The organism is Rhodothermales bacterium, assembly GCA_017643395.1.
Lineage (GTDB): Bacteria > Bacteroidota > Rhodothermia > Rhodothermales > UBA10348 > JABDJZ01.
Window position 1 is genome coordinate 1851811 of the sequence record JAEPNP010000001.1, and the last position, 26272, is coordinate 1878082.

General features: G+C 63.0%; 27 protein-coding genes. 11 read left to right on the forward strand and 16 right to left on the reverse strand.

All coding sequences use genetic code 11. From position 1 onward, the window contains the following. Positions 1-16 precede the first annotated feature (16 nt). From JJ896_07550 to JJ896_07575, 6 genes are all read right to left on the reverse strand, one after another. Positions 17-730, reverse strand: a complete 714-nt coding sequence (locus JJ896_07550) for an HAD-IA family hydrolase (GenBank protein MBO6779493.1) — start codon at positions 728-730, stop codon at positions 17-19. Next, complete coding sequence (locus tag JJ896_07555) at positions 727-1869, reverse strand: hypothetical protein (GenBank protein MBO6779494.1); 1143 nt, start codon at positions 1867-1869, stop codon at positions 727-729. Before JJ896_07555 ends, JJ896_07550 begins: the two co-directional genes overlap by 4 nt. Before the next feature lie 76 nt (positions 1870-1945). Beyond that, a complete protein-coding gene (locus JJ896_07560) occupies positions 1946-3220 on the reverse strand; it encodes an aminotransferase class I/II-fold pyridoxal phosphate-dependent enzyme (protein ID MBO6779495.1) in 1275 nt (424 codons plus the stop codon). A gap of 215 nt (positions 3221-3435) precedes the next feature. Beyond that, positions 3436-4014, reverse strand: a complete 579-nt coding sequence (locus JJ896_07565) for a hypothetical protein (GenBank protein ID MBO6779496.1) — start codon at positions 4012-4014, stop codon at positions 3436-3438. A 1-nt stretch (position 4015) separates the two neighbouring features. Next, positions 4016-4948 carry a ParB/RepB/Spo0J family partition protein gene (locus JJ896_07570; GenBank protein MBO6779497.1) on the reverse strand — a complete coding sequence of 311 codons (933 nt, stop codon included), beginning with the start codon at positions 4946-4948 and terminating at the stop codon, positions 4016-4018. Position 4949: 1 nt separating this feature from the next. After that, complete coding sequence (locus JJ896_07575; protein MBO6779498.1) at positions 4950-5786, reverse strand: ParA family protein; 837 nt, start codon at positions 5784-5786, stop codon at positions 4950-4952. 128 nt (positions 5787-5914) lie between these two features. On the opposite strand from JJ896_07575, the gene JJ896_07580 reads away from it, so the two are divergent. Together JJ896_07580 and JJ896_07585 are read left to right on the forward strand one after the other, a co-directional pair. After that, positions 5915-7963 (forward strand): ATP-dependent helicase, encoded by a 2049-nt coding sequence (locus tag JJ896_07580; protein MBO6779499.1) that lies wholly within the window; start codon positions 5915-5917, stop codon positions 7961-7963. Next, positions 7960-8403, forward strand: a complete 444-nt coding sequence (locus JJ896_07585; GenBank protein MBO6779500.1) for a GNAT family N-acetyltransferase — start codon at positions 7960-7962, stop codon at positions 8401-8403. The genes JJ896_07580 and JJ896_07585 overlap by 4 nt, the downstream gene beginning before the upstream one ends. Before the next feature lie 35 nt (positions 8404-8438). Here JJ896_07585 and JJ896_07590 read toward each other — a convergent pair whose 3' ends face one another. Continuing rightward, positions 8439-8597, reverse strand: a complete 159-nt coding sequence (locus JJ896_07590) for a hypothetical protein (GenBank protein ID MBO6779501.1) — start codon at positions 8595-8597, stop codon at positions 8439-8441. A 154-nt stretch (positions 8598-8751) separates the two neighbouring features. Between JJ896_07590 and JJ896_07595 the strand changes: the two genes are divergently transcribed. From JJ896_07595 to JJ896_07610, 4 genes are all read left to right on the forward strand, one after another. Next, positions 8752-9993 (forward strand): ABC transporter permease, encoded by a 1242-nt coding sequence (locus JJ896_07595; protein MBO6779502.1) that lies wholly within the window; start codon positions 8752-8754, stop codon positions 9991-9993. A gap of 2 nt (positions 9994-9995) precedes the next feature. Beyond that, on the forward strand, positions 9996-11222 hold the full coding sequence (locus JJ896_07600) for an ABC transporter permease (GenBank protein MBO6779503.1): 1227 nt from the start codon (positions 9996-9998) through the stop codon (positions 11220-11222). 65 nt (positions 11223-11287) lie between these two features. Continuing rightward, positions 11288-11980 carry a ribose-5-phosphate isomerase RpiA gene (rpiA, locus tag JJ896_07605; GenBank protein ID MBO6779504.1) on the forward strand — a complete coding sequence of 231 codons (693 nt, stop codon included), beginning with the start codon at positions 11288-11290 and terminating at the stop codon, positions 11978-11980. A 3-nt stretch (positions 11981-11983) separates the two neighbouring features. Continuing rightward, positions 11984-12412 carry a hypothetical protein gene (locus tag JJ896_07610; protein MBO6779505.1) on the forward strand — a complete coding sequence of 143 codons (429 nt, stop codon included), beginning with the start codon at positions 11984-11986 and terminating at the stop codon, positions 12410-12412. A gap of 18 nt (positions 12413-12430) precedes the next feature. Here the strand turns inward: JJ896_07610 and radA are convergent, their stop codons facing one another. Next, positions 12431-13765: a DNA repair protein RadA gene (radA, locus tag JJ896_07615; GenBank protein ID MBO6779506.1), complete on the reverse strand. Its 1335-nt coding sequence runs from the start codon at positions 13763-13765 to the stop codon at positions 12431-12433. Between the two features lie 191 nt (positions 13766-13956). Here radA and JJ896_07620 point away from each other — a divergent pair, with 191 nt between their 5' ends. The 5 genes from JJ896_07620 to JJ896_07640 are packed head-to-tail and all read left to right on the forward strand — an operon-like array spanning position 13957 to position 18174. Then, complete coding sequence (locus tag JJ896_07620) at positions 13957-14718, forward strand: ABC transporter permease (protein MBO6779507.1); 762 nt, start codon at positions 13957-13959, stop codon at positions 14716-14718. A 1-nt stretch (position 14719) separates the two neighbouring features. Then, the gene (locus JJ896_07625) at positions 14720-15466 is read left to right on the forward strand and encodes an ABC transporter ATP-binding protein (protein ID MBO6779508.1); all 747 of its coding nucleotides are present in this window, start codon (positions 14720-14722) and stop codon (positions 15464-15466) included. Between the two features lie 20 nt (positions 15467-15486). Next, positions 15487-16419, forward strand: a complete 933-nt coding sequence (locus JJ896_07630; GenBank protein MBO6779509.1) for an MCE family protein — start codon at positions 15487-15489, stop codon at positions 16417-16419. A 2-nt stretch (positions 16420-16421) separates the two neighbouring features. Further along, the gene (locus JJ896_07635) at positions 16422-16973 is read left to right on the forward strand and encodes an HDIG domain-containing protein (GenBank protein ID MBO6779510.1); all 552 of its coding nucleotides are present in this window, start codon (positions 16422-16424) and stop codon (positions 16971-16973) included. Position 16974: 1 nt separating this feature from the next. Then, positions 16975-18174 (forward strand): DUF445 family protein, encoded by a 1200-nt coding sequence (locus tag JJ896_07640; GenBank protein ID MBO6779511.1) that lies wholly within the window; start codon positions 16975-16977, stop codon positions 18172-18174. 89 nt (positions 18175-18263) lie between these two features. Here the strand turns inward: JJ896_07640 and JJ896_07645 are convergent, their stop codons facing one another. The 8 genes from JJ896_07645 to JJ896_07680 are packed head-to-tail and all read right to left on the reverse strand — an operon-like array spanning position 18264 to position 26132. Further along, positions 18264-18887 (reverse strand): thymidine kinase, encoded by a 624-nt coding sequence (locus JJ896_07645; protein MBO6779512.1) that lies wholly within the window; start codon positions 18885-18887, stop codon positions 18264-18266. 58 nt (positions 18888-18945) lie between these two features. Beyond that, on the reverse strand, positions 18946-19698 hold the full coding sequence (locus tag JJ896_07650; GenBank protein ID MBO6779513.1) for a tetratricopeptide repeat protein: 753 nt from the start codon (positions 19696-19698) through the stop codon (positions 18946-18948). After that, complete coding sequence (locus JJ896_07655; protein MBO6779514.1) at positions 19695-21542, reverse strand: protein BatD; 1848 nt, start codon at positions 21540-21542, stop codon at positions 19695-19697. The genes JJ896_07650 and JJ896_07655 overlap by 4 nt, the downstream gene beginning before the upstream one ends. After that, complete coding sequence (locus JJ896_07660) at positions 21523-22251, reverse strand: tetratricopeptide repeat protein (protein MBO6779515.1); 729 nt, start codon at positions 22249-22251, stop codon at positions 21523-21525. The genes JJ896_07655 and JJ896_07660 overlap by 20 nt, the downstream gene beginning before the upstream one ends. After that, positions 22251-23306, reverse strand: a complete 1056-nt coding sequence (locus tag JJ896_07665; GenBank protein MBO6779516.1) for a VWA domain-containing protein — start codon at positions 23304-23306, stop codon at positions 22251-22253. Before JJ896_07665 ends, JJ896_07660 begins: the two co-directional genes overlap by 1 nt. Beyond that, positions 23303-24301, reverse strand: coding sequence for a VWA domain-containing protein (locus JJ896_07670; protein MBO6779517.1), 999 nt, complete (start codon positions 24299-24301; stop codon positions 23303-23305). The genes JJ896_07665 and JJ896_07670 overlap by 4 nt, the downstream gene beginning before the upstream one ends. Next, entirely contained in the window at positions 24298-25254 is a 957-nt protein-coding gene (locus tag JJ896_07675) for a hypothetical protein (GenBank protein ID MBO6779518.1), read from the reverse strand. The genes JJ896_07670 and JJ896_07675 overlap by 4 nt, the downstream gene beginning before the upstream one ends. Next, positions 25251-26132: a DUF58 domain-containing protein gene (locus JJ896_07680; protein MBO6779519.1), complete on the reverse strand. Its 882-nt coding sequence runs from the start codon at positions 26130-26132 to the stop codon at positions 25251-25253. Before JJ896_07680 ends, JJ896_07675 begins: the two co-directional genes overlap by 4 nt. Between the last annotated feature and the right edge of the window lie 140 nt (positions 26133-26272).

The following is a 26272-nucleotide window of genomic DNA, read 5'->3' on the forward strand; positions in this document are numbered from 1 at the left end:
GCGGTGGCCCGTCTGCTCAGACGCCAAACAGGGCGTGCACGGCCGTCCAATCGCACAAGCGTGGCACGTCCGGTCCCTGCGCATCTGCCGCTGTGAACCAGACCACCTGCCACCCGGCATTCAGGCCCCCCTCGACATCGGACGAAATGGAGTCGCCTACATAGAGTATGGCGCCTGGGTCCGTGCCGGCCTTCTGCGACGCGATACGGAAGAGCTTCGGGTGGGGCTTGAGCACACCCTCCTCTTCGGAGATCACGACGGACTCGAACTGTGCGGTCAAGTCGGGGAATCGGGCGAGCTTGGCTCGCTGGGCTTCTGCAAAGCCGTTCGTAAGCACACCCACCGGCCATTTTCCGGCAATGAGCGACACGGCCTCAGAGGCTCCGTCCAGGAGGACCCAGTGGTCGGCATACGCCTCGAGGTACCGATCGGCGGCCAACACGGGGTCTTCTTCCAGCCCCAGGTTCTCAAAAAGCAACGCAAAGCGTCCGGATCGTGTGCCTTCCTTGTCGCGGGTTCCGGCCGCGTATTCCTGCCATACCACGCGGTTCACGGCGGCATAGCTCGACCTCACGTGTGCCAACGAGAAGGCGCCGAGCGCACGCAGGTCGTCCCGAAGGTCGGCCAGGGCCGCATCCTGGGCTGCACGATGATCCAGCAGTGTGTCGTCCAGATCGAAGTAGACGAAGCGAACCGCATCAAGGTCAAGGACAGGTTCCGGCCCGCTCATCCGGTGGCTATGGGGCGCTTCATGATCGCGTACTCCTTGTGCGCGGTGCCCCCGAGGGACTCGAGCGCGTTCCGCATGGGCATGTTGTTGTCCAGGATCCAGCTCATCTCACAGGCTGGAAAACCCAGCGGAGGCACCTTGTCCACGGTCTCCAGAATAAGCAGCGCATCGAAGCCGCGACCCTGGTATTCCTTCCGCACGCCCATCAGGGGAAGCCGGACCTCCTGAATGCCGCCGAAGAACACCCGTGGCAACAGTTTGAGAATGCCCGTCGGAAACAGTCTGCCGTCCTTCAGCGGCTTCAGCGCCTGGTTCATGTTCGGGATGGCGATGGAAAACGCGACCGGGCGGCCGTCCATCTCCAGGATGTAGGCCATGCGCGGGTCGACCACCTGCTTCATCTCGGAGGCAAGGTGATCGAACTCACCTTCGGTCATCGGTACGTGACCCCAGTTGTCGGACCAGCCTTCGTTGTAGATGTCCCGGATGACGGCAGCCTCTTCCCGAAACCGCTTCATGTCGAGCGTGCGCAGCTTCAGGCCCGGGTTACGCCGTTTCACAAGTTCGACTCCACGACGAAGCTTCTCGACCCGAGCGTATTTCCGATGGATGTAGTACGCCCACAGCGTCATCGCCCTCTCAAAGCCGGCCTGCTCCAGGCGTGAAGGGTAGTAGGGCGGGTTATGCGTCATCAGGACGAAGGGGGAAGACTCGAATCCGTCCATCAGAAGGCCTGCCGTATCGTTGAGTGACGGGTTCACGGGGCCCAGGACGGTGGTCAGATCACGTGCGGTGAGCCAGATATCGACGGCAGCCAGCAGCGCGTCGAAAACGTCTTGACGATCTACCGATTCAAAGAAACCGAAGAAGCCCGCACCGTCCCGATACTTCTTCAGATACATGCCGTTCACAATTCCGGCGATGCGTCCGACGACGCGGCCGTCTGCATCCCGCGCGAGAAAAGGCTGGATGTCACCATGCTCAAAGAACGCGTTCTTCCGCGGATTGAGCAGTTTGCGCACGTCCATGCGCAGCGGGGCCACCCAGTAGGGATCGTCCCGGTACAGCTGGTACGGGAAATCGATGAATGCCTTGAGGTCGCGGCGACCGGATACGGCTGTGACCGTGACGCGGCTCATGGGGTGCACAGTCGTCTGGCCCGGCGTGCGAAGATCACTCTGGAAGCGGCGTGATGCGGACCCGACACGGCCGCGTTCAGTGCGCGGTGCCGTTGGTACGGATCACTCCGTGCTTCTTGCCGACCCGCTTGAACGTGTCCAGGATGAAGTCCAGATCCTCATTGGAATGCGTGGCCATGTAGGAGGTACGCATGAGGCTCTGGCCCTGTGGCACAGCCGGCGGAACCACGGCATTCACGAATACACCCTCTTCCAGCAGGTCCTTCCAGAACCGGAAACAGGTGTGCAGGTCTCCTACCACGACCGGAATAATCGGAGACTGGCTTGACCAGACGTTGAAGCCCAGCGAGCGGAAGCCCTCTCGCATGTAGTCCGAGATTTCCCACAGTCGTTCGACACGCTCCGGCTCCTCTTCCAGGATGTCGAGGCACTTCAGCGCCGTGGCCACATTGGCAGGCGGCATGGAAGCGCTGAAAATGTGGGTCGAACTGGTGTGGCGGATGTATTCGATGATGTCGTGATCGCCTACGCAGAATCCGCCGAGTGAAGCAAAGCTCTTGGAAAAGGTGCCCGTAGTCAGGTGGGTATGCTCCCCGAGGCCGAAGTGTGCCGCGGAGCCCTTGCCACCAGGCCCGACCACACCGACGGCATGCGCATCATCCAGCATGAGTGCGGCTCCGAACTCCTGGGAAAGCTCCACAAGCTCGGGCACCTTCGCGAGCACGCCGCTCATCGAAAACACCCCATCCGTGACGATGAGGAGCCCTGCCGAAGGCCGCTCCGTGCGCGCCCGCTCCAGCAGACGGCGCAGGTGGGCCATGTCGTTGTGCCGAAATCGCCACGTGTCGGCCAGGCTGACCTGCGTTCCAGCGACTATACAGGCGTGGTTGTCCTTGTCGCTGAAGATGATGTCCCCTTTGCCGGCAAGCGACTGGAGCACGCCCTGGTTGGTCATGTAGCCGGTGCTGAACAGCACGCAGGCTTCCTTGCCCATAAAACGAGCGAGTCGGGCCTCCAGTTCGATATGCAGATCGAGCGTGCCGTTCAGAAAGCGGCTTCCGGTACACCCGGTACCGTAGTTCTCGATGGCCCAGGCCGCGGCTTCCTTCACACGCGGGTCGGACATCAGACCGAGATAGTTGTTCGATCCGGCCATGACGATTTCGCGGCCGTGAATGATGGCCCTCGCCCCGTCGTTCTTCTCAATGGCGCGGAAATACGGATACAGGTCCGCGTTCTTTACCTGGGCATACAGGCCGTTTGGGGCAAAGAAGCGGTGTGTCTTGTCGAACAGCGACGGTTCGGCAGACAGCGTTTCGGGCTGCTCAGTTCGCTCTGTGCCCTGTGCCATGTGATAGAGGAGGGAAGCCGGCCGAAGGCCGCGTTACGGTTGACCAAGCCTTGAGTGCTCCAAGACAGGTCAACGTTTCAGAATCGACTGGAAGCTGTCCGGTTCTTCGAAGATCACGTGTGGGCGTACGTCTCCCTCGAGAAAACAGGACGGCGATATCGTCCATTAGCCGCGGTCAAACCGGCAGAAGTAACACGGCCGGCAAAAAAATTCTCCTACCAGCGCAGGGTCGCCTGGAATCCGGTCCGAAACTGCCCGGAAGCGTGCAATTCGTGAACAGGCTGCACCCTCAGCGTGAGGTTCTCACCGACGTCGAAGGAGCTCAAATGCGCACTTACGTACGCGTCCAGCACGCCCAGCGCCCACATGGCACCGATGCCCAGGATGGACAGGTCCCTGTTTCGGCGCAGGTTGTCGCGCTGATTCTCCAGCGGTGCTGAGCTGAGCTCCCTGCCGAAGCGGGCCGTTATCTCATCATACTGCGCCTCAAATGCAGCAGCAGGATTGATATCGTCTTCCCCGATCAGCTCTTGCCAGGCCTTGTACTGAAAGGCGCGCTTGTAGAGCACGTACTCGGAGTGGTTGTTCGCGACGTTGTAGGCGAACACCGCGATGCCTGCGTAGAGCACGGGCAATTTCACATAGTCGCGATTGTACACCTGGCCGAGCCCGGGGAACGCCAGCCCGCGCAGCAATGCGGACTGAGGGGACCGCGCTTCCGTCGATTGTGCGGTGACGGAGGCCGCGGGCACCAGAACGGTTGCAAGGACCAGAACCGTCAGCGCGTGCTTCACGTCAACGGCCCATCAGCTCGATCAGACGTTCCAGATCGTCCGCCGAGTAGTATTCGACCTCAATTTTTCCCCCTTCCCCGGAGACGCTGGGGCGAATGGCCACCTTGGTGCCCAGGCCACCCCGAAGCCGGTCGGTCAGCCGGCGCAGCTCCAGGTCGTCGCGGGACGGTGGCTCGGCAACTGCAGGCTCGGGTTCATCGTCGCCGGCGTTGAGCCACTGCTTGACCATTTTTTCGGTTGCCCGCACAGAGAGCTCCTGATCCACGATGCGTGCTGCCAGCGTGGCCTGCACATCGGGGTCCTCAAGGGGAATCAGTGCCCGCGCATGTCCGGTGGAGAGTCTGCCGTCCCGCAGCATGGCCTGAACGGCCGGAGGCAGCTTCAGAAGCCGTAGCAGGTTGGTGACGGTCGCGCGGCCCTTGCCCACCTTCGTGGCCACCTCTTCCTGTGTCAGTGTGCATTCCTCAACCAGGCGCAGATAACCGAGCGCCACCTCAATGGGGTTCAGCTGCTCACGCTGCACGTTTTCCACGATGGCCATCTCCAGCATGGCCTCTGTGTCTGCTTCGCGAACGAATGCCGGAATGTGCTCGAGACCGGCCATGCGAGCCGCACGCAGGCGGCGCTCACCCGAGATCAGCTCAAAATCGCCTGAATCCGTGGCCCTGACTGTGACGGGCTGGATGATGCCGAGCTGCTCAATGGAGGCGGCCAGCTCTTCCAGGGCCGCCTGGTCGAACTCGGTCCGCGGCTGGTAGGGATTGGCCTTGATCCGCCCGATCGCCACATCGCTGATCGCACCGGCCCGCTGGCGATCCCTGAAGTCATACAGGGGCGTGTGACTTACCGCGGCCGCGGTTTCTGCGGCCTGTTCTTCCCGGTCTGGAAGGAGGGCGCCCAGACCGCGCCCCAGAGCTGCTTTGCCTTTTGCCATGCTATTCGATGCCGCGCACGTGTCCGTCACCCGACGAGTAGGAGCCCATTTCAGCGGCCATGGCACTCGCGTCATTCGTCTGACGGCTCAGCACCTCCTTGGCCAGCGCGATGTAGTTCCGCGCGCCGACGCTGGTCGCATCGTACAACAGGACCGGGCGACCGAAACTGGGCGCCTCAGAGACGCGCACGTTACGCTGGATCAGCGTGTTGAAGACCTTGTCTCCAAAGTACTTGCGCAGCTCCCCGGCGACCTGGTTCGCAAGCCGAAGGCGCACGTCGAACATGGTGACCAGCACGCCTTCGATGTCGAGGTTCTCGTTGAGATGCTGGCGAACCAGTTTGATGGTGTTCAGGAGCTGTCCCAGCCCCTCAAGCGCGAAATACTCCGCCTGCACGGGGATGAGCACCGAGTTGGCGGCAGTCAGCGCGTTCAGCGTAAGCAGACCGAGGGAAGGCGGACAGTCAATGACGATGAAGTCGTACCGGTCCCGAACCCGCTGCATCGCATTGCGCAGGATGCGCTCGCGGTCGGGCACGTCCACCATTTCAATCTCGGCGCCGACCAGATTGATGTGGCTCGGAACGAGATCCAGGAACGGCATCTCCGTGGTGCGGATGGCGTCCTCAAACGGGACGGATCCGACCAGGATTTCGTAGCTCGAGGCCGTGACCGTGCGCGGATCGATGCCTACGCCGGAGGAGCAGTTGGCCTGCGGATCGAAATCTACCAGCAGGGTCGAGCGCTCCACCGCCGCCAGCGACGTGGCCAGGTTAACCGCGGTAGTCGTCTTGCCGACTCCCCCCTTCTGGTTTGCGACCGCAATGACCTTTCCCATCTATCCTCTGCTTCCGGTCCTGAACGTGGTGTGGGGTCTACAATGAACCGCGCAGCGTAGGGTTCTCCCGCACCGACCCAAGAACTGAGAAGGTACTGACAAGCCCTCGGGAGCGCTAGCGCACACATGTGTCCGAACACTTGCCCGCCACCCGGGTTATTCGGGCGATGGCGCGGCAGTTCGTACTCAAACGAGAGGAGGCCCAGGCTCCAGTCAGCTACCGGATCGACTACGCCGGTGAGCTCAATCCCCAGCAGTACGCCGCCGCGACGGCATCCGGTGGACCGATTCTGGTCGTGGCCGGTGCAGGGACCGGCAAGACCCGAACGCTGGTCTACCGGCTGGCCTATCTGGTGGAGTCCGGGGTCGCTCCGGAGCGCATCGCCCTCCTGACGTTTACCCGACGGGCCTCCCGGGAAATGCTGGCCCGGGCATCAGGACTGCTGGACGGACGATGCCAGCAGGTTCGAGGCGGCACGTTTCATTCGTTCTGTCTGGGCGTGCTGCGACGGCACGCAACCCGCATTGGCTTCCCGAACAACTTCACCATCCTGGATTCTTCGGATTCGTCCGATGTGATCGACGTGATCCGGGGCCAGATGGAGCTGGGAAAAAAGGATCGATTCCCGAAGAAGCGCACCATCCAGGGCATGTTCTCGTCCGTCGTGAATCGTGACCTGCCTCTGGGTGATCTGCTGGAAAAGGAGTATCCGCAATTCGTACCCCATGCCCACGATCTCGAGATGCTAATGCGGCGCTTTGAGGGGTACAAGCGCAGCCACGGGCTCATGGACTATGATGACCTGCTGCGGCGCACGCTGGAACTGTTCGAGAAAGAGCCGGATGTGTTGAAACTCGTCGCAGGCAAGTGTGAGCACGTGCTGGTGGATGAGTACCAGGACACCAATCGTCTGCAGGCGCGGCTGGTGAAGGCGTTTTCCAGCATGCACGGCAACGTTATGGCGGTCGGCGACGACGCCCAGAGCATCTACCGATTCCGTGGCGCGGATTTCCGCAACATCCTCGCCTTCCCGGAAGAGTTTCCCGGCACCCGGTTGCAGAAGCTGGAGCACAACTACCGCTCTACGCAGCGCATTCTGGACCTGGCGAACCACATCATCAAGCAGGCCCGCCACAAGTTCGACAAGGAGCTGTTCACAGAGCGCGGAGACGGAGATCTGCCCGCGCTGGTGACGGCGCCGGACGACCGTTTCGAGAGCCGGTTTGTGTGTCAGATGATTCTGGATCTGCGCGAGCAGGGCATTCCGTTGCGGGACGTCGCTGTGCTTTTCCGCAGCGGATTCAACTCCTACGATCTGGAGGTCGAGCTGAACCGGCGCAACATTCCATTCGTCAAGTACGGCGGGCTGAAGCTTAGCGAGGCGGCGCACGTCAAGGATGTTGTGGCACACCTGCGCATTCTGGAGAATCCGCAGGATGCCATTTCGTGGAATCGGGTGCTGCAGCTGCTGGAGGGCATCGGTCCGAAGACGGCCGGTCAGATCATCCAGTGGATTCTGGAGGCCGGCGATGATCCACTGAAGTTGCCCGATCGTCCGTGGTCTCCCAAGTACGCAGATTCGCTGGCCGCGCTGTTCGCGCTGCTTCGCTCACTCACCTCGGGCAAGCAGACCCTGGGTCGGCAGGTGGATGCCGTGCTGGACTACTATGCGCCGATCCTCAAGCGGGTGTACTACGAAGACTATCCCAAGCGCGAGCAGGATCTGGACCACCTGGTCTCCGTGGTCGAGAGCTACACCGACCGGGCCACGCTCCTCAGTTCGCTCGCGCTCGACCCGATTGAGCTGTCGGCGCTGGACGTCGAGCCGCTGGAGGAAGACGAGGCTCCTCTGGTCCTGTCGACCATTCATTCCGCCAAGGGCCTCGAGTTCAAGGCGGTGTTCGTGATCCACGCGCTGGAAGGGGTGCTTCCGTCCAGCTATTCGGTCAGCAGCGACGAAGAGATCGACGAAGAGCTCCGTCTGTTCTACGTGGCCGTCACCCGGGCTGCGGATCACCTGTTCGTGACCTATCCGTCCGTTCAGTACCGGCGCTACCACGGTCAATTCCTGACCAGTCCGAGTCGCTTCGTGCAGGGCGTACCTGAGGCGCTGCTGGAGCCGTGGAGCCTGGTTGAAGAGGCACCGACGCCGCTGCTGCCGGAGGCGGGATCATGAGTTTGGCTCCCGATGGGCTGGTAATCGAGGGCATTGGTCGCGATCGACTGGACGAGATCGATGCCCTCAACCGGGAGATCTTCGGGGAGAAGCGCATCATCAACAGCTTCGACAAGGAAGACCTGACCATGCTCCTGGCCCGCGTGCATGCGGAGCCGGTCGGATTCAAGTTGGGCTATCGGCAGAACCGAATGACGTTCTACTCTGCAAAAGGCGGTGTGCGTCAGTCCTGGCGCCGTCAGGGTGTGGCGGAGGCGCTGCTGGATGCGCTGATGGATGAGGCTCGCGGGGCCGGCTATCGCAAGTTTGCCTTCGACACCTTCCCGAACATGCATCCCGGCATGACGATGATGGCGTTGAAGCGCGGATTCCGGCTAACGGAGGCCGATTTCAACCGGACCTATCAGGATTTCCGGCTTCGATTCGAGGCGTCGCTGTAGGACTGCCGGCCTTGCTCACTTGGCACGGGCCTGCCCTAGAACAGGGCGTAGATGAACGGCGCGAGGGCAGATCCCTGGGCCGCCACGATAATCACACTCAGCAGGACCAGCACGATCACGATAGGGGCCAGCCAGTACTTCTTGCGGACTTTCAGAAACTCCCAGAACTCGCCCAGGATGCGAAGCTTGCCCATTTCAGACCAGATTTCGGGTGCCGGCAGGGGCCCGGCGAACGCGAGATTGTGTGAAGGTCGGATTGACATGCCCCGGATGGGGCCAAGTTCCACGAACGGGCGCAACAGCGGGGCTCAGGTTGCGTAAGGCCCATCGAACCAGTCCACCCTCCCTGTGTCCGGATTTCTGTTTGAGCTCCTGGAGGGGCTGCGCATTGCTCTCCGCGCCATCCGCGTGAACAAGATGCGCTCCCTTCTGACCACTCTCGGCATCATCATCGGCATCGTCAGCGTGACGGCAATGGCCACGGTGGTGTCGGGCATTGAAGGCCAGTTCGAGGAGGACATGGCCGAACTTGGCACCGATGTGCTGTACATCGAACGCATGCCCTGGGTGCAGGGCCCCGGCACCAAGTGGTGGGAGTTCATCAACCGCCCCCGCATGCAGGCCGAGGTTGCCGAGGCAGTCCAGCGCAGGGCTCGATCTGCGGAAGCCGTAACGACCGTGGCCCAGACGTTCCGTGGTGTGACCTACAAGGAACGGGTCATGTCTCGCGGGGTGGTGGTTAACGGGGTTTCCCACACCTATCCCGACGTACATGAAGTCCTGATCGAACACGGCACGTTCTTTACCGAGATGGATGACCGCGCAGCGCGCAAGGTGGCCGTGATCGGATCGGAGATAGCACTCCAGCTCTTTCCTGTAGAAGATCCGGTAGGCAAAGACATTCGCATCGGCGGGACGCGCTACCGGGTGATCGGTGTGGGTGTTCGAGAAGGCCAGGGTGCGGATCAGGCCAGCGGATTCGATTGGCAGGTGCGCATTCCGTTCGGTGCCTTCGAACAGGAATACGGCACGCGATACCGGGACGTGTCCGTGCAGGTGAAGGTGCGCGATGAGGTCTCAGTGGAGGAGGCGATGGACGAGTTGACCGGTGTGGTCCGCGTGGCTCGTGGCCTGGACGCCAGGGAGGACGACAACTTCGAGGTCAACGAGAGCGGGGCCATCCGCGCAGCGGTTGAGCCCGTGAAGTTTGCCATTTTCGCCATCGGCATCGGATTGACCAGCCTGTCGCTCCTGGTGGGGGGAATCGGCGTCATGAACATCATGTTTGTATCGGTGAAAGAACGCACCCGGGAAATCGGCATCAGAAAGGCTGTCGGTGCCAAGAGGCGAACGATCATGCTGCAATTCCTGATCGAGGCCGTGGCAGTGAGCCTGATGGGCGGAATTGTCGGGGTCCTTTTGTCCGTTCCCATTTTCCTTGGAGTGCGAACAATCCTGCCGGCCGAGCTGGGACCTGGCGTGGTGATGCTCGCATTCGGCATCTGTATGGCGGTCGGCACGGTATTCGGCATTGCGCCGGCGTGGTCGGCTGCCAAGGCCGAACCCATTGAAGCCCTTCGCTACGAATAGCCATGGCATTTTTTGAAGCGGTCCGCATGGCGCTCGAGGCGCTGAGGGGCAACAGGCTCCGGTCGGCCCTGACATTGCTCGGCATGGTGATCGGCGTGTTCGCCATCATCGTCTCGGTGACCGCGGTCAAGGTGATCGACGTCTACTTCAACGAGAAGCTGGATTTCCTCGGAGCTTCCACCTTCACGATTTCCCAGTACCCGGTAATCCGGATTGAAGGCGGTCGCAGTTCCAGAAACCGCCCCCCGATTACCTACGAACAAGTAGAGCGTCTGGAGCGCTCCATGCGCACGCCCGTTGCACTGGGGGTCATCGAGGACTTCAGCTTCGGAGCCGTGCGCTATCAGGACCGGGAGACCGAGCCCAACATGGTTCTGATCGGTGCCGACGAGAACCTGCTCGCCAACTATTCCTACGATTTGCAGAGCGGTCGATACATCACCGAAGAGGATGTTCGCTTCGGACGTCCGGTCGCCGTGCTGCTTGAGGATGCGGTAGACGTGCTCTTCCCGAACGAGTCGCCACTCGGGAAAGAGATTCGCTTCCGGGGACACCGGTTCGAGGTGATCGGTGTTCTGGAGAATCAGGGTAGTTTCCTGGGCTTCAACCAGAATACCCGCCTCTTCATTCCCATCACCCGCGGAATGACACTCTACGGTAACCCGAATCGCAACATCGCCAACATCAGCGTGCGCGTAACCAACTCGCAGCAGATGGAGTCGGCGATGGAAGAAGCGACCGGGCGCATGCGGGTGATTCGCGGCGTGGGACCTGGAGAGGACAACAACTTCGAGATCGGCACGAACGACAGCATCGGCCGCATTTTCGATGCGTTCACCGGCACGCTCACCACCGCGGGTGCGGGCATCGGTTTGATCGCGCTGCTCGCAGCCGGGATCGGCATCATGAACATCATGCTGGTGTCTGTGACCGAAAGGACCCGAGAAATCGGGATTCGCAAATCCATTGGCGCCCGACGCAAGGACGTGATGAGACAGTTCCTGACCGAGGCGTTCGTCCTGTGCCAGATCGGAGGCCTGTTGGGCATCCTGCTGGGCGCGCTGGTCGGCAACCTGACCGCGGTCTACTTCGAGATCAGCGCTGCCTTCCCGGTCAACTGGGCCATCGGCGCCGTCGTGATGGTGACCATCATCTCGCTGGTGTTTGGCGGCTACCCGGCCCTGAAGGCCGCCCGCCTGAATCCCATCGATGCGCTGCGCTACGAGTAGCCAGTCCGGCTCTGTGGCATGGCCGCCCGCCAGGGGTTACCATGCCGCCGAATCAGGACGGGCCTATGTCAGCGGAAGCCAAAGCACGCGTCGGAAAAGAAGTGGCCGGTTGGGTCGAGTCGGGCATGGTGCTCGGCCTCGGTACCGGATCCACGGCCGCCAAGGCCATTGAGGCGCTTGGGCGTCGCCTCGAGTCCGAGATGCTCGACGTGGTCGGCGTGCCTACGTCCTTCTTCGCCGAGCGTCTGGCCCGTCAGTGCGGCATTCCTCTCGCGACCCTGGACGAGGTCGAGCACATTGACCTCGCGTTCGATGGCGCCGACGAAGTAGATCCGAACCTGACGCTGATCAAGGGCCGGGGCGCAGCGCACACGCGCGAAAAGGTGGTCGCGGCCGAGGCTGTCCGGCTGGTCGTATTGGTAGACGACAGCAAGATGGTCGAGAAGCTGGGCACCCGCATGCCGGTCCCGGTGGAAGTCGTGCCGATGGCGGCCTCGCCCGTCATTCGGCGCCTGGAGCGACTCGGCGCACGCTGCGAACTGCGTATGGGAGAGGCCAAGGACGGCCCGGTGGTGTCCGACCAGGGCATGTGGATCGTCGATGCGCACTTCCCGGGGATTGACGATGCCGCAGGACTGTCGGCTGACATATCGGGCATGCCCGGGGTGGTCGAGCACGGCATATTCGTCGGACTCGCGACAGACGTTCTGGTCGGCCAAAGCGATGGGGAGGTGCGTCACCTCAGGCGCCGGGGATAGGGCATGTGGGCGGGGATCTATCGGGGCTGCCTCCTGGCTCTCGTTGTGCTGGGCGTGGCGGCAGGCTGTGGCCCTGAGCAGGAGATTCAGATCCAGAGAACGATCTCTGAGCCAATACCGCCACCCGTCGAACCCCTGGTCGGACTGGACCGGGCGCAGGAGAACGGTCTGACAGTCGAAGACTTTCGAACGGGCCTGCTCCATCCGGACTGGGTTGTTCTTCCTGCGGACACGGGCGCATTCGCGCTATTCCCCGGGTATACAGCACGGTATCACTTCGTGAACCCGGACTGCGGAACCGTTTCGGTGGGCCTCCTGGAAGACGGACGATGGGATCTCAGCGGCTCCCACTCGTGTGGCCCCGAGTCCTACCCACCCGACCGGTTTAGGTGCTCTCAACCGGACCGCGACGCCTGGTGTCCGCAGGAGTAAGGGACTTGAGGCCTAGTGCTACAGCACCCGGTCTATCGCCCCGTTCAGCCGTTTCACCGGGATAAGCTCGAGCGATCCGCTCCGGTCCGGCGCGTTCCCCGCAGGAATCACCGCAGCGGCAAACCCCAGCTTCTCGGCCTCGCTGAGCCGCTTGCCCAGCTGGGATACTCCGCGGATCTCGCCGCCGAGGCCAATTTCACCAACGAACAGCGTGCGATCCGGAAGCGGCCGGTCAAACAGCGAACTGGCCACGGCCATCGCCACACCAAGGTCTACCGAGGGTTCGCCAAGGCGCAGGCCGCCTGTGACGTTCACGAACACGTCATGGCTCGACAGTTTCATGCCCTCCCGCTTTTCCAGTACCGCCAGCAGCATCTGCAGCCTCCTCGCCTCAAATCCAGTGGAGGATCGCTGGGGCGTGGAGTAGGACGTGGGCGTCACCAGAGCCTGCAGCTCGGCCAGCACGGGCCGCGTGCCCTCAAGCGTGCTCACCACCGCGGTGCCTGACGCGCTCCGCCCGTTCTCCGGCAGGAAGAGCCGGCTCGGGTTGTCCACGGCCTGCAGGCCGTTGCCGTGCATTTCGAACACGCCGATCTCGTTGGTCGATCCGAAGCGGTTCTTGACGGCACGCAGGATGCGGAAAGCGTGATGCCGATCTCCCTCGAGGTGCAGCACGGTGTCGACCATGTGCTCCAGTACGCGAGGCCCTGCAATCGAGCCTTCCTTGGTCACGTGCCCGACAAGAAACACCGCCATGCCGGAGTCCTTGGCCAAACGAATCAGCCGCGCGGTGCACTCGCGCACCTGCGCCACCGAGCCGGGAGCGCTGGACAGGCTGGGGAGAAACAGGGTCTGGATGGAGTCCACAATCAGAACGGCGGGGTCGATCTCACCAGCCGCGTGCAGAACGCCTTCCACACTGGTTTCCGGCAGCAGATGCACGGCATCCGCGGAGACCTTCAGTCGGTCGGCACGCAGACGGACCTGGCCCGGCGACTCCTCCCCGCAGACGTACAGCACGCCGCGGCCAGCCAGCAACGCGGCGACCTCTGTCAGCAGCGTGCTTTTGCCGATGCCCGGATCACCCGCGACAAGCGTGACCGATCCGGGCACAATGCCGCCTCCAAGCACGCGATCAAACTCCGCCACACCGGTGTCCAGCCGCTCTCCTTCCTCTGCGTTGACCTCGCCCAGTCGGACAGCCTTTATTGTCACCACGGGGCGGGCTGTACGAGGTACGCCGAGTTCCTCCACCATGCTGTTCCAGGTGCCGCATGAACTGCACTGGCCCGTCCATCGAGGGGCCTCATTGCCACATTCCTGGCAGACGAATACAGACTTGATCTTCGGCATCAGATGTGGGTGGTGTGGCAGCAATCTATAGAGGCCCGGTGACAGTGATTTGTCACCACCCGCAGGAGGCGGTCTTCGGATTCGGCACGGACCGCATCGCTCGTGAAACCGCCCATCGACTTCTCGGGCCTTTCTACAACAACTTTGGCCCGCCCGCGTAGGTTCGGACTGCTTCCTCCGGACCCTCCCAGATGGCCTTTGTCAACTCCCTTGTGCTGAGCCCGGCTGCGGCTGTAGGGCGCTATACCCTGCTGCTGGGCAAGGCGTTCGCGACCCTGGGAGACTTGCGGTCCTACCGGAAGAATATCGCGCTACAGATGATTCGGGTGGGGTACGACTCCATCCCCATTGTGGCGCTTGCCGCAGCCTTCTCCGGAGCGGTGACCACCGTGCAGGCCGCCTACCAGCTGGTCTCTCCGTTCATACCCCGATCAATCATCGGCTCCATTGTGGTGCCTAGCATGATTCTTGAGCTGGGTGCGGTCGTGACCGGTTTCATTCTGGCCGGCAGGGTCGGAGCCCGGATTGCGGCCGAGCTGGGCACGATGCGCGTTACCGAGCAGATCGATGCGCTGGAGGCCATGGGGCTCAACTCCGTGGGCTATCTGATCGTCCCGCGGGTGCTGGCCGGCGTCGTGATGTTTCCTGTGCTGTACGTCACGGCCTCATTCGTGGGTGTCACCGGCGGCATGATGATCGGATCCCTTGGAGGGTTCGTGCCGCTGGGCGAGTTCGTGTCCGGCGCCCGGGAATTCTTTCAGCCCTTCGATCCGATTTTCGGGCTCATCAAGTCGGTTGTGTTCGGCTTTGTGATTACATCCATTTCGTGCTACAAGGGGTACTTCACCGGCGGTGGGGCCGAGGGCGTAGGGCGCGCAACCACGGAAGCCGCGGTTACCAGCTGTGTCTACATCCTGGTTGCAGACCTCCTGCTTGCGGTAGCCCTGCTCTGACATGATTCAGGTTCAGAACATCTGGAAGAGCTTCGGCGACAAGGTCGTGCTGAAGGACGTCTCCCTCGAGATCCGGGAGGGTGAGACGATCGCCGTGATCGGCCGTTCGGGCTCCGGCAAGTCGGTGCTCATGAAGCACATCATCGGCCTGCTCATTCCGGATGAGGGGCGGGTCATGGTCGATGGGGTCGACATCGATCACATCTCGTATGCAGAACTCCGCAAGGTCCGTCGCCAGTTCGGCGTGCTCTTCCAGGGCGGCGCACTGTTCGACTCAATGAGCAGTTTCGAGAACGTCGCGTTTCCCCTGCGCACATTCACCACCATGTCGGATACCGAGATCGAGGAGGAAGTCCTGCGATGCCTGACCATGGTGGAGTTGCCCGACGTGGGGGAGAAGATGCCGGCCGAGCTGTCCGGCGGCATGCAGAAGCGTGTAGCGCTTGCCCGCGCTGTGGCACTCAGACCCAGATACATCCTGTATGATGAGCCGACCTCCGGCCTGGATCCGGAGACATCAAATACCATCGACGACCTCATTCGCAGCCTGGCCGAGCAGTTGAGCGTGACGTCCATCGTCATCACGCATGACATGCATTCGGTGCTTTCGATTGCAGATCGGGCGGCGTTCATCCATGAGGGCCGCATGCACTGGGTGGGCACCATCGACGAACTCCACGCCTCCGAGGACGAGACACTGCGCGATTTCGTAAAGGCGAATGAATACCAGATCGGCGTGCGTACGTAGCCGAAGAAGAGACGACTGACGTGAAGTATTCCAACGAACTCAAGGTGGGCACGACCATCGTGCTGGCCACCATCATTTTCATCCTCGGGGTGCGCTACTTCGAGGACCTGCCGCTTTTCCGGGGCACCTATGACCTGGAGACCGAGCTGACCAACGCTTCCGGCCTGATCGCCGGCAATACGGTGCGTGTGAACGGGGTTACCGTCGGGTCGGTGGATGAGGTCTACATCAACCAGGAGACCAACGGCGTGCGCGTGCTCTTCCATGTGGACTCCGGCCTGCCGATTCCCGAGGGATCCCGCACATTGGTGAGCGGTCTCGATGCCCTGGGTGTGGTGCGCATGGATATCGAACTGGGCAACCCGACCAACCCGCGCATCGAGGAGGGCGGATTCGTGCCCAGCAAGGAGTCTGCCGACCTGATCGGGGAGCTCTCGGACAAGGCGCCGGAGCTGCTTGATTCGGTCGATGGAGTGCTCGCCAATCTCAACGGGGTTCTCCAGGAATCCAACGAACTGCTGGCGCAACCCGACTCGGACCTTCGCCAGACACTGGTTTCCGCGCGCCGCTCCATGACCACATTGGACAACCTGTTGCGCACACAGCGCGAGACCATCGCCTCGACGCTGCAGAACGTAGACGGCGCCACCGGTCAGCTGAACAGTTTTCTCGAGCAGAATGCGGACTCGATCGGCGCGGCCGTATCGGGCCTGAGCGGCACGCTTGCACAGGTGGATGCTTCACTGGCCCAGCTGGACCAGACCACGGCCGGCCTGGACGAGTTGCTGGCAAAGCTGAACAGCGGTCAGGGCACGCTGGGCCTGCTGATCAACGACGACAGCATGTACCGGCGCACGGATTCTCTGCTCACGACGCTGGAGGCTCTGGTAGCTGATTTCCAGGTCAACCCGGGCAAGTATCTGAAGGAGCTCCGCCTCGTAGACGTCTTTTAGTGATGCCCACCTACGCCGAATCCCTCGAGCTCTTCCACACCTGGACGGAGTCCGACAGTCTGCGCCGCCACGCCTATGCGGTCGAGGCTGCCATGGCGGAATATGCCCGCCACCTGGGAGAGGATGAAGAACTCTGGCGCATCACTGGGCTGCTTCACGACATGGACTACGAGAAGCACCCCACGCCGGAGGAACACCCGTTTGTCGGTGTCGAGGTTCTCAGGGAGCGGGGTTACCCGAAGGCGGTCACGGACGCCATCCTCGGCCACGCCACGTACAGCGGCACGCCGCGGGAGACGCAGATGGCCAAAGCCCTTTTTGCGTGCGATGAGCTGGCCGGCTTCATCACCGCCTGTGCCTACGTGCGGCCTGCCAAGCTGGACGGTCTGAAGCCGCGCTCGGTCAGGAAGAAGCTGAAGGACAAGGCGTTCGCTGCAGCGGTGAGTCGGGACGACATCCGCCAGGGAGCCGAGGAACTGGGCGTGGACATGGACGAGCACATCGCCCGTGTGATTGCCGGCATGCAGGCAGACGCCGAACGACTGGGATTCTGACGTGGAAGAACGCGAGGTCCATCCCGAACCGGTCCACGATGTGGAGGAGGCGAAGGCGCTGACGGTTGCGCGCGTGCGTGACTTTCGCGACCTGTTGGCGAAGTACATCAAGCGCCATCTGCCCGCGCCGCAGCGCTCGGAATCCGCGGTGGAGGCGCCGCCCAGGGCTGAAGGCAACCTGGGGAGGGTCCTGATGGCCATGCGGGCCATCCCGTGGCTGCTTGCCGCGCTGTTCGGCTTCTCCTTTGTCTGGGACTTCGATGGCGTGGTGCTGCAGCCGTTCGGCTACGCCCTGCCGATGGAAAACCTGCTCCGAGTGCTCGCGGTGAGTGGCCTGATCGGGTTCTTTACCAACTGGCTGGCCATCACGATGCTCTTCAATCCGCGCGAGCGCCGGCCCATCTTCGGGCAGGGTCTGATCCCCTCGCAGCGGGAACGGGTTGTCTACCGGCTGGCCAAGGCCGTCTCTGATGAGCTCATCAATGAGGAGATCATCAAGCAGAAGATCGAGGAGGCCCAGATCATCCCGAAGTACCGCGAAATGGCTCTCGCGGTCACCCGGGGCATCCTCGAGGATCCGGACTTCCGGCGTGACCTCAAGTCGATCACTGCAGACTACGTGGAGACGGTGCTCACGTCGGACGAAGTCCGCACGCGCATCGTCGAGTTCACGGCCGAGAAGCTGGAAGAATATCTGGGCGAGGGGGTCGGCGGCCTGGCTCTGAAAGCCTACCGCTTCCTGAACGAGGACGACTTCAAGCGGCGCCTGGACAAGGCGGTGCATGCCATTCCGTCGAACCTGGATGTGGTGCTGGACGGCATGGATGAGCTGCTGGACGAGATTCCGCAACGCATCGAATCTCGCGCCGAGGACATCGAGATGTATGCTACGCGCATCGTGCTCGGCTTCGTGGAGAACCTGGATGTGTACTCCATGATCATGACCAACATTTCGCGGTATGACGAGCGTCAGCTGGAGGACCTGCTCAAGAAGACCACCAATGAGCAGCTCAACTACATCAAGTACCTGGGCGGCGTGCTGGGTACCATCGGTGGCCTGGTGATCTGGCAGCCCTTGCTGTCGGTGGCGCTGCTCGGCACCATCGGCCTCACGCTCTGGGGGCTGGACGAGGCGATCTACCGCAGGCGCAAGGCGACAGCGGCGCAGATCGAGGGTGCGCAGCCTCCGGCGCTTCCCTAGTCGCTGCTGCTGTGGTGCGGGCAGCCTTGCCGTTGGCCTCGAGCGTGCCGGCAGCCCGGACGTCGCCGCCGCCGAGAGGTCGCGGCAGCCTAGACGTCTGCGTCCGGCGTGGGCGCTGCCTCCGCCTTCGATTTGACCTCCGTGCGTGGTGTTTCGCCGCCCTCCTGGGGCCGGAAGCACCGTCGACACCGCGGCTCGTAGGATTCGGTTGCGCCCAGCACCAGGCGGCCTGAGGCTGCCGTGAGTCGCTGTGAGTGATTCGCCGGCGCGCCGCACACCACGCAGATGGCATGCAGTTTGGTCACGTACTCCGCCACGGACATGAGCTGCGGCATCGGCTCAAACGGCCGTCCCAGATAGTCCTGGTCCAGCCCGGCTACGATGACGCGGCGCCCATCGCGCGCGAGCTGGGTACAGACGCTGACCAGTCCATCGTCAAAAAACTGGCCTTCGTCGATGCCGACCACGTCCGCGTCGCTGGTCAGCAGCAGAATCTGGGTGGCGGACGAAACCGGCGTGGAGGTGATGGCAGACTCGTCATGCGAGACGACGGCCTCCTCGTCATACCGCGTGTCCACGGCAGGCTTGAAGATCTCCACCCGCTGGCGGGCGATGCGGGCCCGCTTCATGCGGCGGATCAGTTCTTCCGTTTTTCCGCTGAACATGGAGCCACATATCACCTCGATCCAGCCGGTCTTGCCGGAAGAATGCAGGATGCTGGGTTCCATGGACACGGGCGCGGACAGGCAGGTGGGGGGGAAGATAGCCCCGCTACACATCAAGGAGGGCGTCAGACGGCACCCATCCTGTGACTCCATTGGGAAGACGGACGGCCGTGAGTTGCCCGGATTGCCCGAGCACCGAAACGGTGAGTCCCTCGTGGATCTGGAGTTCGGCCTCCGATGTCGCGGCGGCATCCGCGTAGACGGGGACCTGTTCTGCCACGATTACGGCCGCAGGGGCGTCCACCGGGGCGGACGAGATGGCCATGCCCAGCCCGAAGCCGAGTACCGCCACGCCTGCTCCAGCCCAGGCCGCGCGCCGCATCCAGTCCGTGTAGGGTCTTCCGGTAAATCGCAGGCCCATCACGATGCACCAGGCCAGGTATCCCGCGAGTCCAATCAGCACCAGTCCGAGGGCGCCGAACCAGCGGTCGAGTCCGGCTCGCAGGGACTCGCTGAATGTGAGCGGCAACTGGGACATCTGATCCCGAATCCTGGCGCGGGCGAACGACAGATTGTGGGCAATCGTGCGATCCTCCGGGGCGAGCCGGCGAGCGCGCTCGAAGCTGGCGATCGCCGGGCCCAGCTCGTCCAGCCGGTACAGGGCGACCCCGCGATTGTAGTGCAGTTCGGCACTTTCGAATCCGTTGGCCAGCGCGCTGTCCAGTTGCTCGAGGGCTGCGACATAGTTGCCTTGCTGCACGGAGGCCGTGCCCGCGTCGAAGGCCACCAGCGCATCCTGCAGTGACTGCGCGGAGACGGGTGCCGACAGGGTGAGAAGGAGGAGCAGCACCGACCTCATCGTTTCAGCTCGTCGTCCAGTGTGACAAGCAGATCCGCGGCGGCTGCCCGCTCCTGTTGCAGGCTTTCGGCGTCCGGCAAAACCGGGGAGAATCGCGCCTGATCACAGCGGTCCAGGAAGGCGATGAGCTCCGCGCTGACGGTGGCGGACACAGCATGCTGGGCCAGCACCTGTTCCAGACTCTCGTGCGTGAGGCCATGCTCGGAGACATTGAGGCGATTGCCGACAAACCCGAGCAGGGCCCGCTCCAGTGCCTCGTAGAAACCGCGGGGATCCTGAGCATCCAGGCGGGCGTCGGCAGCTTTGAGGTGTTTCCGGGCCAGCGGTCCGGCTCGGCGCAGCCGCGCAAGCGCCGGGTTGGCCGCCAGATGGCGGGATCGTTTTCCTGCCAGCGCAAGACCCCCAACGACGAGGCCCGGAACCAGCAGCGCCAGCCATGGCCACATCCGGGTGTGCAGCGGCGCGCGGTTCGTGGGTACCCACTCGGACGCGCTGGTCAGCGGACCGGCAATGTCGTCTACCGGCAGACCGCCGGAGAGTGCCAGCACGGTCGCGGCCGGGGTGCCGGTGCCGGTGACCGTAATCGTGACCGGCTCGGTGCCGGCACGTTGATACCGGCCGCTGCCGGGGTCGTACCAGGCGTAGCGCACGGCGGGCATCTCAAAGGTACCGTTCGACCGGGGCACCAGTACCCACGTAAACGTCTTGGAGCCACGCAGCTCCTGCCCGGTGCGATCGAGCGACGAGCTTACCTGCGGGTCGTAGCGTTCGAACGCACCCGGCGCCTCAAATGCAGGCGGTGCCAGGGTGGCCAGGTTGCCGTCGCCGGAAATCCGCACGGTCAACTGCAGGGACTCGCCGACCTCCAGCTCGGTTCGGTCAAACTCGGCACTGAAGCGGAGGTCACCCACAGCACCCTGGAATTCGTCGGGCGCACCGGCCGGGAGCGGGCTCACGGTGAGCCGCAGGGGGGCAGAGGACAGCTCCACGGGCTGGAATCGCCGTTGCAGCGAGAAAAAGCGCTCCATCGGATCGCTGGACCGAGAGGGCAACACGGCCTCCGACTCGATGCGAAGAGGATCCACCGTGAGGTCGCCGCTGCGCGTTGGAAAGACCGCCGCGCGCATCAGCGTGATGCGGTTGTAGCGCAGGCCATCACGCACGACTACCTGGGGGATGGGCCGCTGCTCGACCTCCATCTCCTCGCGCCAGAATCCCTCGGCATCCCAGGAATCCGTGAGGCGGCTCTGACGCAGCTGAATCCCTTCCCGGAAGTACAGTTGGTAGGCAATGGTAATCTGCTCGTTGTGCACCGCGTTGCGGGTGCTCGGCACTACATCGATGAACAGATCTCTCGCATCCGGGTCGACCTGCTCAGGTGTGGGCTGTGGGTCCACACGCTGGAACGGCGCGAACGGATTCTGACGCGCAGGCGCACGGCGGGAGGGGCGCTGGGCCTGCGGAATGACTGTGATGGCGATGGGGTCGGTCGTGTACTGCGAGCCGTTTACCGAGATCGTCACCCCCTGAAACGTGGCTTGCCCTTCCCGGATGGGTCGGTAGATCCACGAGAAGCTGATGCTCTGGGTAACCGCGCCGTTCACGATGGACATGCTGGTCTGACGGCTGGGGAAGCTCTGGGCCAGTGCCAGTCCGTCGGTTTCGGGAGGCGCGGGTGTGTCCAGGGAGCGCACGCCGCGCACCTCCAGCGTGTATGCGACGGTCTCTTCCGTGCCGATGGTCGGCTCGGACACACTGGCCAGCACGCGGATCTGGGCCTGGGCGCTGCCGATCTGGGTCAGCAACGCGAGCAGAAGAAGGATCCTACCAGTCTTTTTCGACACGGCGCGGGCGGGTCTTCATCTTCTGAACCTGGCGAAGCAGCTGCTGCTCCTCATTTTCCAGCGCTTCCAGAATGCGCTGGGCTTCTTCCTGACTCAGTTCTTCCGGGTTCTGGGGCTGCTGCTGCTGGTCCTGCTGCTGATTCTGGTCCTGCTGCTGATCCTGCTGGTCCTGATTTTCGTCCTGCTGATCCTGATTCTGGTCCTGCTGGTCCTGGTTCTCGTCCTGCTGGTCCTGATTCTGATCCTGGTTCTGTTGCTGCTGATCCTGGTTCTGCTGTTGCTCCTCGAGGCGGCGCTTCACGAACTCGTAGTTGAAACGCGCGTCCTCGTTACCGGGATTCTGGAGCAGGGCCTGCCGATAGCGCGCGAGACTCTCTTCCAGGGCCTCCGCGCGGAAGGCGGCACCGCCCGAATTGTACACGGAGGCGGCCGCCGCGTCTGATGACGTGGCCAGCGCCACGGCACCATCGAAGGCGTTCAGCGCGCCCTCGAAGTCACCCTGCCGAAAGAGAGCAGCGCCGAGGTTGTTGATCAGCCCGCTGTGCACGGCGTCAGGCTCGGCCGTATTGAACCCGGCCAGTCCCTGCCGGTAGGCGGCAGCAGCCTCTTCGAACAGGTCCTGCCGCATGAGCGCGTTGCCCTTGCGACCCTCTTTCTTGTCGTCCGGACCAAACAGGCCCAGGATCAGCGCTATGATGATGAGGCGCATCACGACGTTTCGGCAGATTCGGTGTACAGAGCCAGGGCGTCCTCGCGGGTGCGTACCCGATCCGAGACAGCCAACTCCACCATCAGGAGCAGCAGCGCAAGGGCCAGCGGCCACTGATACTGCTCTTCGTACTCCTCGAACTCCTCGGCTCCAAAGGTGGTTCGATCCAGACGTTCCAGGGCTGTAGTCAGGCTTGACAGCGAACTGGACGTGCGCGCGATTCTGAAGTAGGTACCGTCAGCCGCCAGGTCCTGAAGCGCGGCCTCCTCCAGACGGGTGGTGACCACACGTCCGGCGCCGTCCTTCTTGAAATCGACGCGGCGCGAGCCCCGATACAAAGGAATTGGAACGCCGTCCGTCTCGCCGACGCCGGCGGCAAAGATGACCACGTTCTCCGCCCGGGCCTCGCCCAGGATCTGTTCGATGTCGGCGACATGGTTCTCGCCGTCGGATACAAAGAGCAAGGCGCGTGTGCGCGGCTCGTCCGGACCGCCGGCATGCGGCGCCTGGAAGGCCCTCAACGCGATTTTGAGCGCCTCACCAAAATCGGTGCCCGGGGTGGGAATCAGCGACGGGTCCGCCACATCCAGGAAGAGGCGCACGGCGCCGTAGTCTGTAGTCAGGGGCGTTTGGATAAACGCATCTCCGGCAAACAGCACAAGACCCACCCTGTCTCCGCGCAGGCTTTCCAGGAGTTTCTTGATTTCGTTGCGCGCTCGCTCCAGGCGATTGGGCGCCACGTCCTCGGCCATCATCGACAGGGACACGTCAAGGGCGATGACCAGATCGATGCCTTCCCGCTCGACTTCGCGAAGCTTCGTGCCGAACCGTGGGCCGGCGAGCGAGAGTGCCAACAGGCCCACCGCCGCCGTGATACAGGCCCCCTTCCAACGTCTGCGTCGCACGCTGACGGAGCGAGTGAGGCGGGCCACAAGGCTCTGATCCCCGAACTGCCGCGTGGCAGCCCGACGCCGCATCGCGGCAAAAAGCATCAGCCCGACCGCGACGGGCACCGCCGCCAGACTCCACAGCCATATCGGATTCAGCCAGTTCACGGGAAGCGTCGCAGCACGGTTGTGGACAACAGGATCTCCAGAAGCAGCAGGAGGAAGGCCGGGACGAGAAAACGCGGATAGCGCTCCTCGTAGTCGGTGTAAATCCGCTCCTCGATCTTGGTCTTCTCCAGTTCGCCGATTTCGCTGTAGATCTCCCTCAGCGCTGTATTGTTGGTGGCGCGGAAGTAGCGGCCGCCCGTGGTCTCGGCCACCTGAGTCAGCATCTCTTCGTCAATTTCCACCGCAACCATGCGCCGTTGACGGCCGGCAAAGGGGTGGTCGATGACGAACGGCGCCTCGCCGCGGGCACCGACGCCGATCGCATAGATCCGCACGCCCAACGTCTGCGCGACCTCGGCGGCGGTCTCCGGGCTGAGCTCGCCCCGATTGTTCTGGCCGTCGGTCAGGAGGATGATCACCTTGCTCGTGGCCTCGGTATCCTTGAGCCGGTTCACGGCCATGGCCAGTGCGGTGCCGATTGCGGTGCCGTCCTCGATGACGCCCACTTCCACCTCATCAAGCATGCTGCGCAGGAAGTCATAGTCCAGCGTCAACGGGGCCTGGGTGTAGGCCTTCGCGGCGAAAACAACCAGTCCCACCCGGTCCGAGGTGCGGCCGGAAACGAACTCGGCGCCGACTTCCCGGGCGGCCTCGAAACGATTGGGGCGAAAGTCCTCGGCACGCATCGAAGTGGAGGTGTCAAGCACCATCATGATGTCGACGCCCTCGGCAAAGCGCTCGCGAGACACGTTGCGTTCCTGGGGGCGCGCCATGGCAATGATGCCCAGGCACAGCGCAGCCGTTCGAAACACCATCGGCGCATGGCGCAACCTGACTCGCAGCGTAGGTCGGAAGCCGTCCGCAACCCCGGCCGTGGAGAACCGCATGCCACGTTCGGCGCGTGATTTCCAGTACCGGAAGGCCACGAGCAGAGGGACGATGGGCAGCGCGGCCAGCCATAGGGGCTGCGCGAACTCATAGCCGAACAGCATCATGCAGCCACCTCCTCTTCTGGAGCGGGCGCGGGCCTGAGGTCAGACTCTGTGCGCTGGATCGATTCCCGGGCGGCTTCCAGCGTTTGGGCAGCCGTTTCGGGCCCCGGACGCTGGTCGGCAAACTTGACCATGTCAGAGACCGAGAGCAACTGGTTGACTTCGCGGATGCGGTCGCGCTTCAGGGCTGCGCGCTGGTCGAGTTCGAGGAGCAGTTCGCGGGTGGTCAGTTCCCTGGCCGGCACATGGGTTCGCCGTGCCAGATAGGTACGCACGATGTCGGACAGTTCCACGAAGTATGGCTTCACGCCGGTCTCGGCCGGAGGATGCGCAGCCAGGGACTGAAGTCGCCGAAGTGCTTCTTCGATGGCCGGCTCTTCGGGTTCAGGAGGCACATAGGCCTCCTCGGGTGCTTCGTCGGGGCGCTTGCGCAGGAAGAAGTACCAGATGACCACCAGTGCGGCCAGGAACAGGAGGATCCACGGCCAGACGGCGCGCGGGAACTCCACGAGCGGGGCCAGATCACGAATGTCCTCGGCATCCTCGGGCACCACGGACCGGACGGGCAAGAGACCCTCGACGGATGCAAAACGTGCTGTGTCCAGCTCAGTCGCAAGCCCGACAGACGCCGCGACGCGTGCCGTGTCCAGCGCAAACGTGGTGATTTCATAGACGACACTGTCGACGCGGCTCTCATCGGCCAGCAGGCGGCTGCCGGTCGAGACCCGGCTCAGAAGTTCAAGGTCCCCCACCATTCCGATTGCGCCAGGAGGCACGGGGCCCAGTTGCTGGTCGGGAAATACGGCCATGCGGGAGCCGTCGTGTCGCACCGTGACCGTGAGCTGCTGCCGGGCACCCACCGACAGCGAGTCCGTGTCGATGATCGTGCGCACGGTTTGACCATGCGCCGTCGGGACCGCCAGACAGAGCATCGCTATGAATGCGCCGAGTCTCACCGGGCCATGCGCCGGTTTCGCCTGCGGAAGTACTGCACCAGCGGGTCGAGGTAGCCGAGATCAGTGTGCACGGGCACACGATCCACGCGAACGCGCCGGAGAATGGCCTCCGTGAGGCGTCGCCGCTCGTCCGCGGCATCCGCGTAGTCACTGCGCTGGGAGCGTGCGGCTGTATCGATGATGTGGGTGCGGCCAGTCTCCGGATCGGTCACCTCGAGCATGCCCACGTTGGGAAGCGCCTCCTCCGTAGGATCGATCAGGTGGATGGCGACCGTGTCGTGTCGCCGGGCCACCGCACGCAGTGCGGGCTCATAGTCGGCGTCCAGATAATCGCTGACCAGCAGCACGATGGATCGGCGATGCAACACGTGCAACGCGTGATTCAAGGCCACGGACAGGTTTGTCCCGTGCGACCGGTTTTCGTGCGCAAACAAATCCCGGATAAGCCGAAGGACATGGCGTCGGCCCTTCTTGGGCGGCACAAAGAGCTCGACCTCATCGGAGAAGAGCAGTAGCCCGACCTTGTCGTTGTTCTGAATCGCACTGAATGCAACGATGGCGCAGATTTCTGCGGCCATTTCGCGCTTGAACTTGCCCTGGGAGCCGTAGTCGCCCGAGCCGGAGACGTCCACGAGCAGCATGACCGTCTGCTCCCGCTCCTCTTCGAACACCTTGACGAACGTCTCCTCATACCGCGCCGACACGTTCCAGTCGATGCTGCGAATGTCGTCTCCGAACTGATAGGGACGCACCTCTGCGAACTCGATGCCCTGCCCCTTGAAAGCCGAGTGGTACTCGCCTCCAAAGATGTTCGAAACCAGGCCGCGTGTGCGGATCTCCAGTTTTCGGATGGTCTTGAAGAGTTCCTTGGGGATCATGTGGGGCAGCGGAACGCTTGCGCGGACCCGGCCTGTTCCGGATGGGCGGGCCGAAGAAACCTATAACGCCGATGGCCGAGGACTTGTTGTCCCGTTTGCGATGGAAACAAATTTAGTTGTTGTAACATGTAATCGGCATC

Bases quoted from the DNA above. Each gene is read 5' to 3' on its own strand.
- JJ896_07590 (MBO6779501.1), bottom strand. From the start codon at position 8,597: ATGGGCAAGCTTCGCATCCTGGGCGAGTTCTGGGAGTTTCTGAAAGTC.
- JJ896_07600 (MBO6779503.1), top strand. From the start codon at position 9,996: ATGGCATTTTTTGAAGCGGTCCGCATGGCGCTCGAGGCGCTGAGGGGC.
- JJ896_07635 (MBO6779510.1), top strand. From the start codon at position 16,422: ATGCCCACCTACGCCGAATCCCTCGAGCTCTTCCACACCTGGACGGAG.
- JJ896_07585 (MBO6779500.1), top strand. From the start codon at position 7,960: ATGAGTTTGGCTCCCGATGGGCTGGTAATCGAGGGCATTGGTCGCGAT.
- JJ896_07550 (MBO6779493.1), bottom strand. From the start codon at position 730: ATGAGCGGGCCGGAACCTGTCCTTGACCTTGATGCGGTTCGCTTCGTC.
- JJ896_07570 (MBO6779497.1), bottom strand. From the start codon at position 4,948: ATGGCAAAAGGCAAAGCAGCTCTGGGGCGCGGTCTGGGCGCCCTCCTT.
- JJ896_07575 (MBO6779498.1), bottom strand. From the start codon at position 5,786: ATGGGAAAGGTCATTGCGGTCGCAAACCAGAAGGGGGGAGTCGGCAAG.
- JJ896_07650 (MBO6779513.1), bottom strand. From the start codon at position 19,698: ATGAGGTCGGTGCTGCTCCTCCTTCTCACCCTGTCGGCACCCGTCTCC.
- JJ896_07560 (MBO6779495.1), bottom strand. From the start codon at position 3,220: ATGGCACAGGGCACAGAGCGAACTGAGCAGCCCGAAACGCTGTCTGCC.
- JJ896_07620 (MBO6779507.1), top strand. From the start codon at position 13,957: ATGGCCTTTGTCAACTCCCTTGTGCTGAGCCCGGCTGCGGCTGTAGGG.
- radA (MBO6779506.1), bottom strand. From the start codon at position 13,765: ATGCCGAAGATCAAGTCTGTATTCGTCTGCCAGGAATGTGGCAATGAG.
- JJ896_07670 (MBO6779517.1), bottom strand. From the start codon at position 24,301: ATGATGCTGTTCGGCTATGAGTTCGCGCAGCCCCTATGGCTGGCCGCG.
- JJ896_07555 (MBO6779494.1), bottom strand. From the start codon at position 1,869: ATGAGCCGCGTCACGGTCACAGCCGTATCCGGTCGCCGCGACCTCAAG.
- JJ896_07625 (MBO6779508.1), top strand. From the start codon at position 14,720: ATGATTCAGGTTCAGAACATCTGGAAGAGCTTCGGCGACAAGGTCGTG.
- rpiA (MBO6779504.1), top strand. From the start codon at position 11,288: ATGTCAGCGGAAGCCAAAGCACGCGTCGGAAAAGAAGTGGCCGGTTGG.
- JJ896_07610 (MBO6779505.1), top strand. From the start codon at position 11,984: ATGTGGGCGGGGATCTATCGGGGCTGCCTCCTGGCTCTCGTTGTGCTG.
- JJ896_07680 (MBO6779519.1), bottom strand. From the start codon at position 26,132: ATGATCCCCAAGGAACTCTTCAAGACCATCCGAAAACTGGAGATCCGC.
- JJ896_07660 (MBO6779515.1), bottom strand. From the start codon at position 22,251: ATGCGCCTCATCATCATAGCGCTGATCCTGGGCCTGTTTGGTCCGGAC.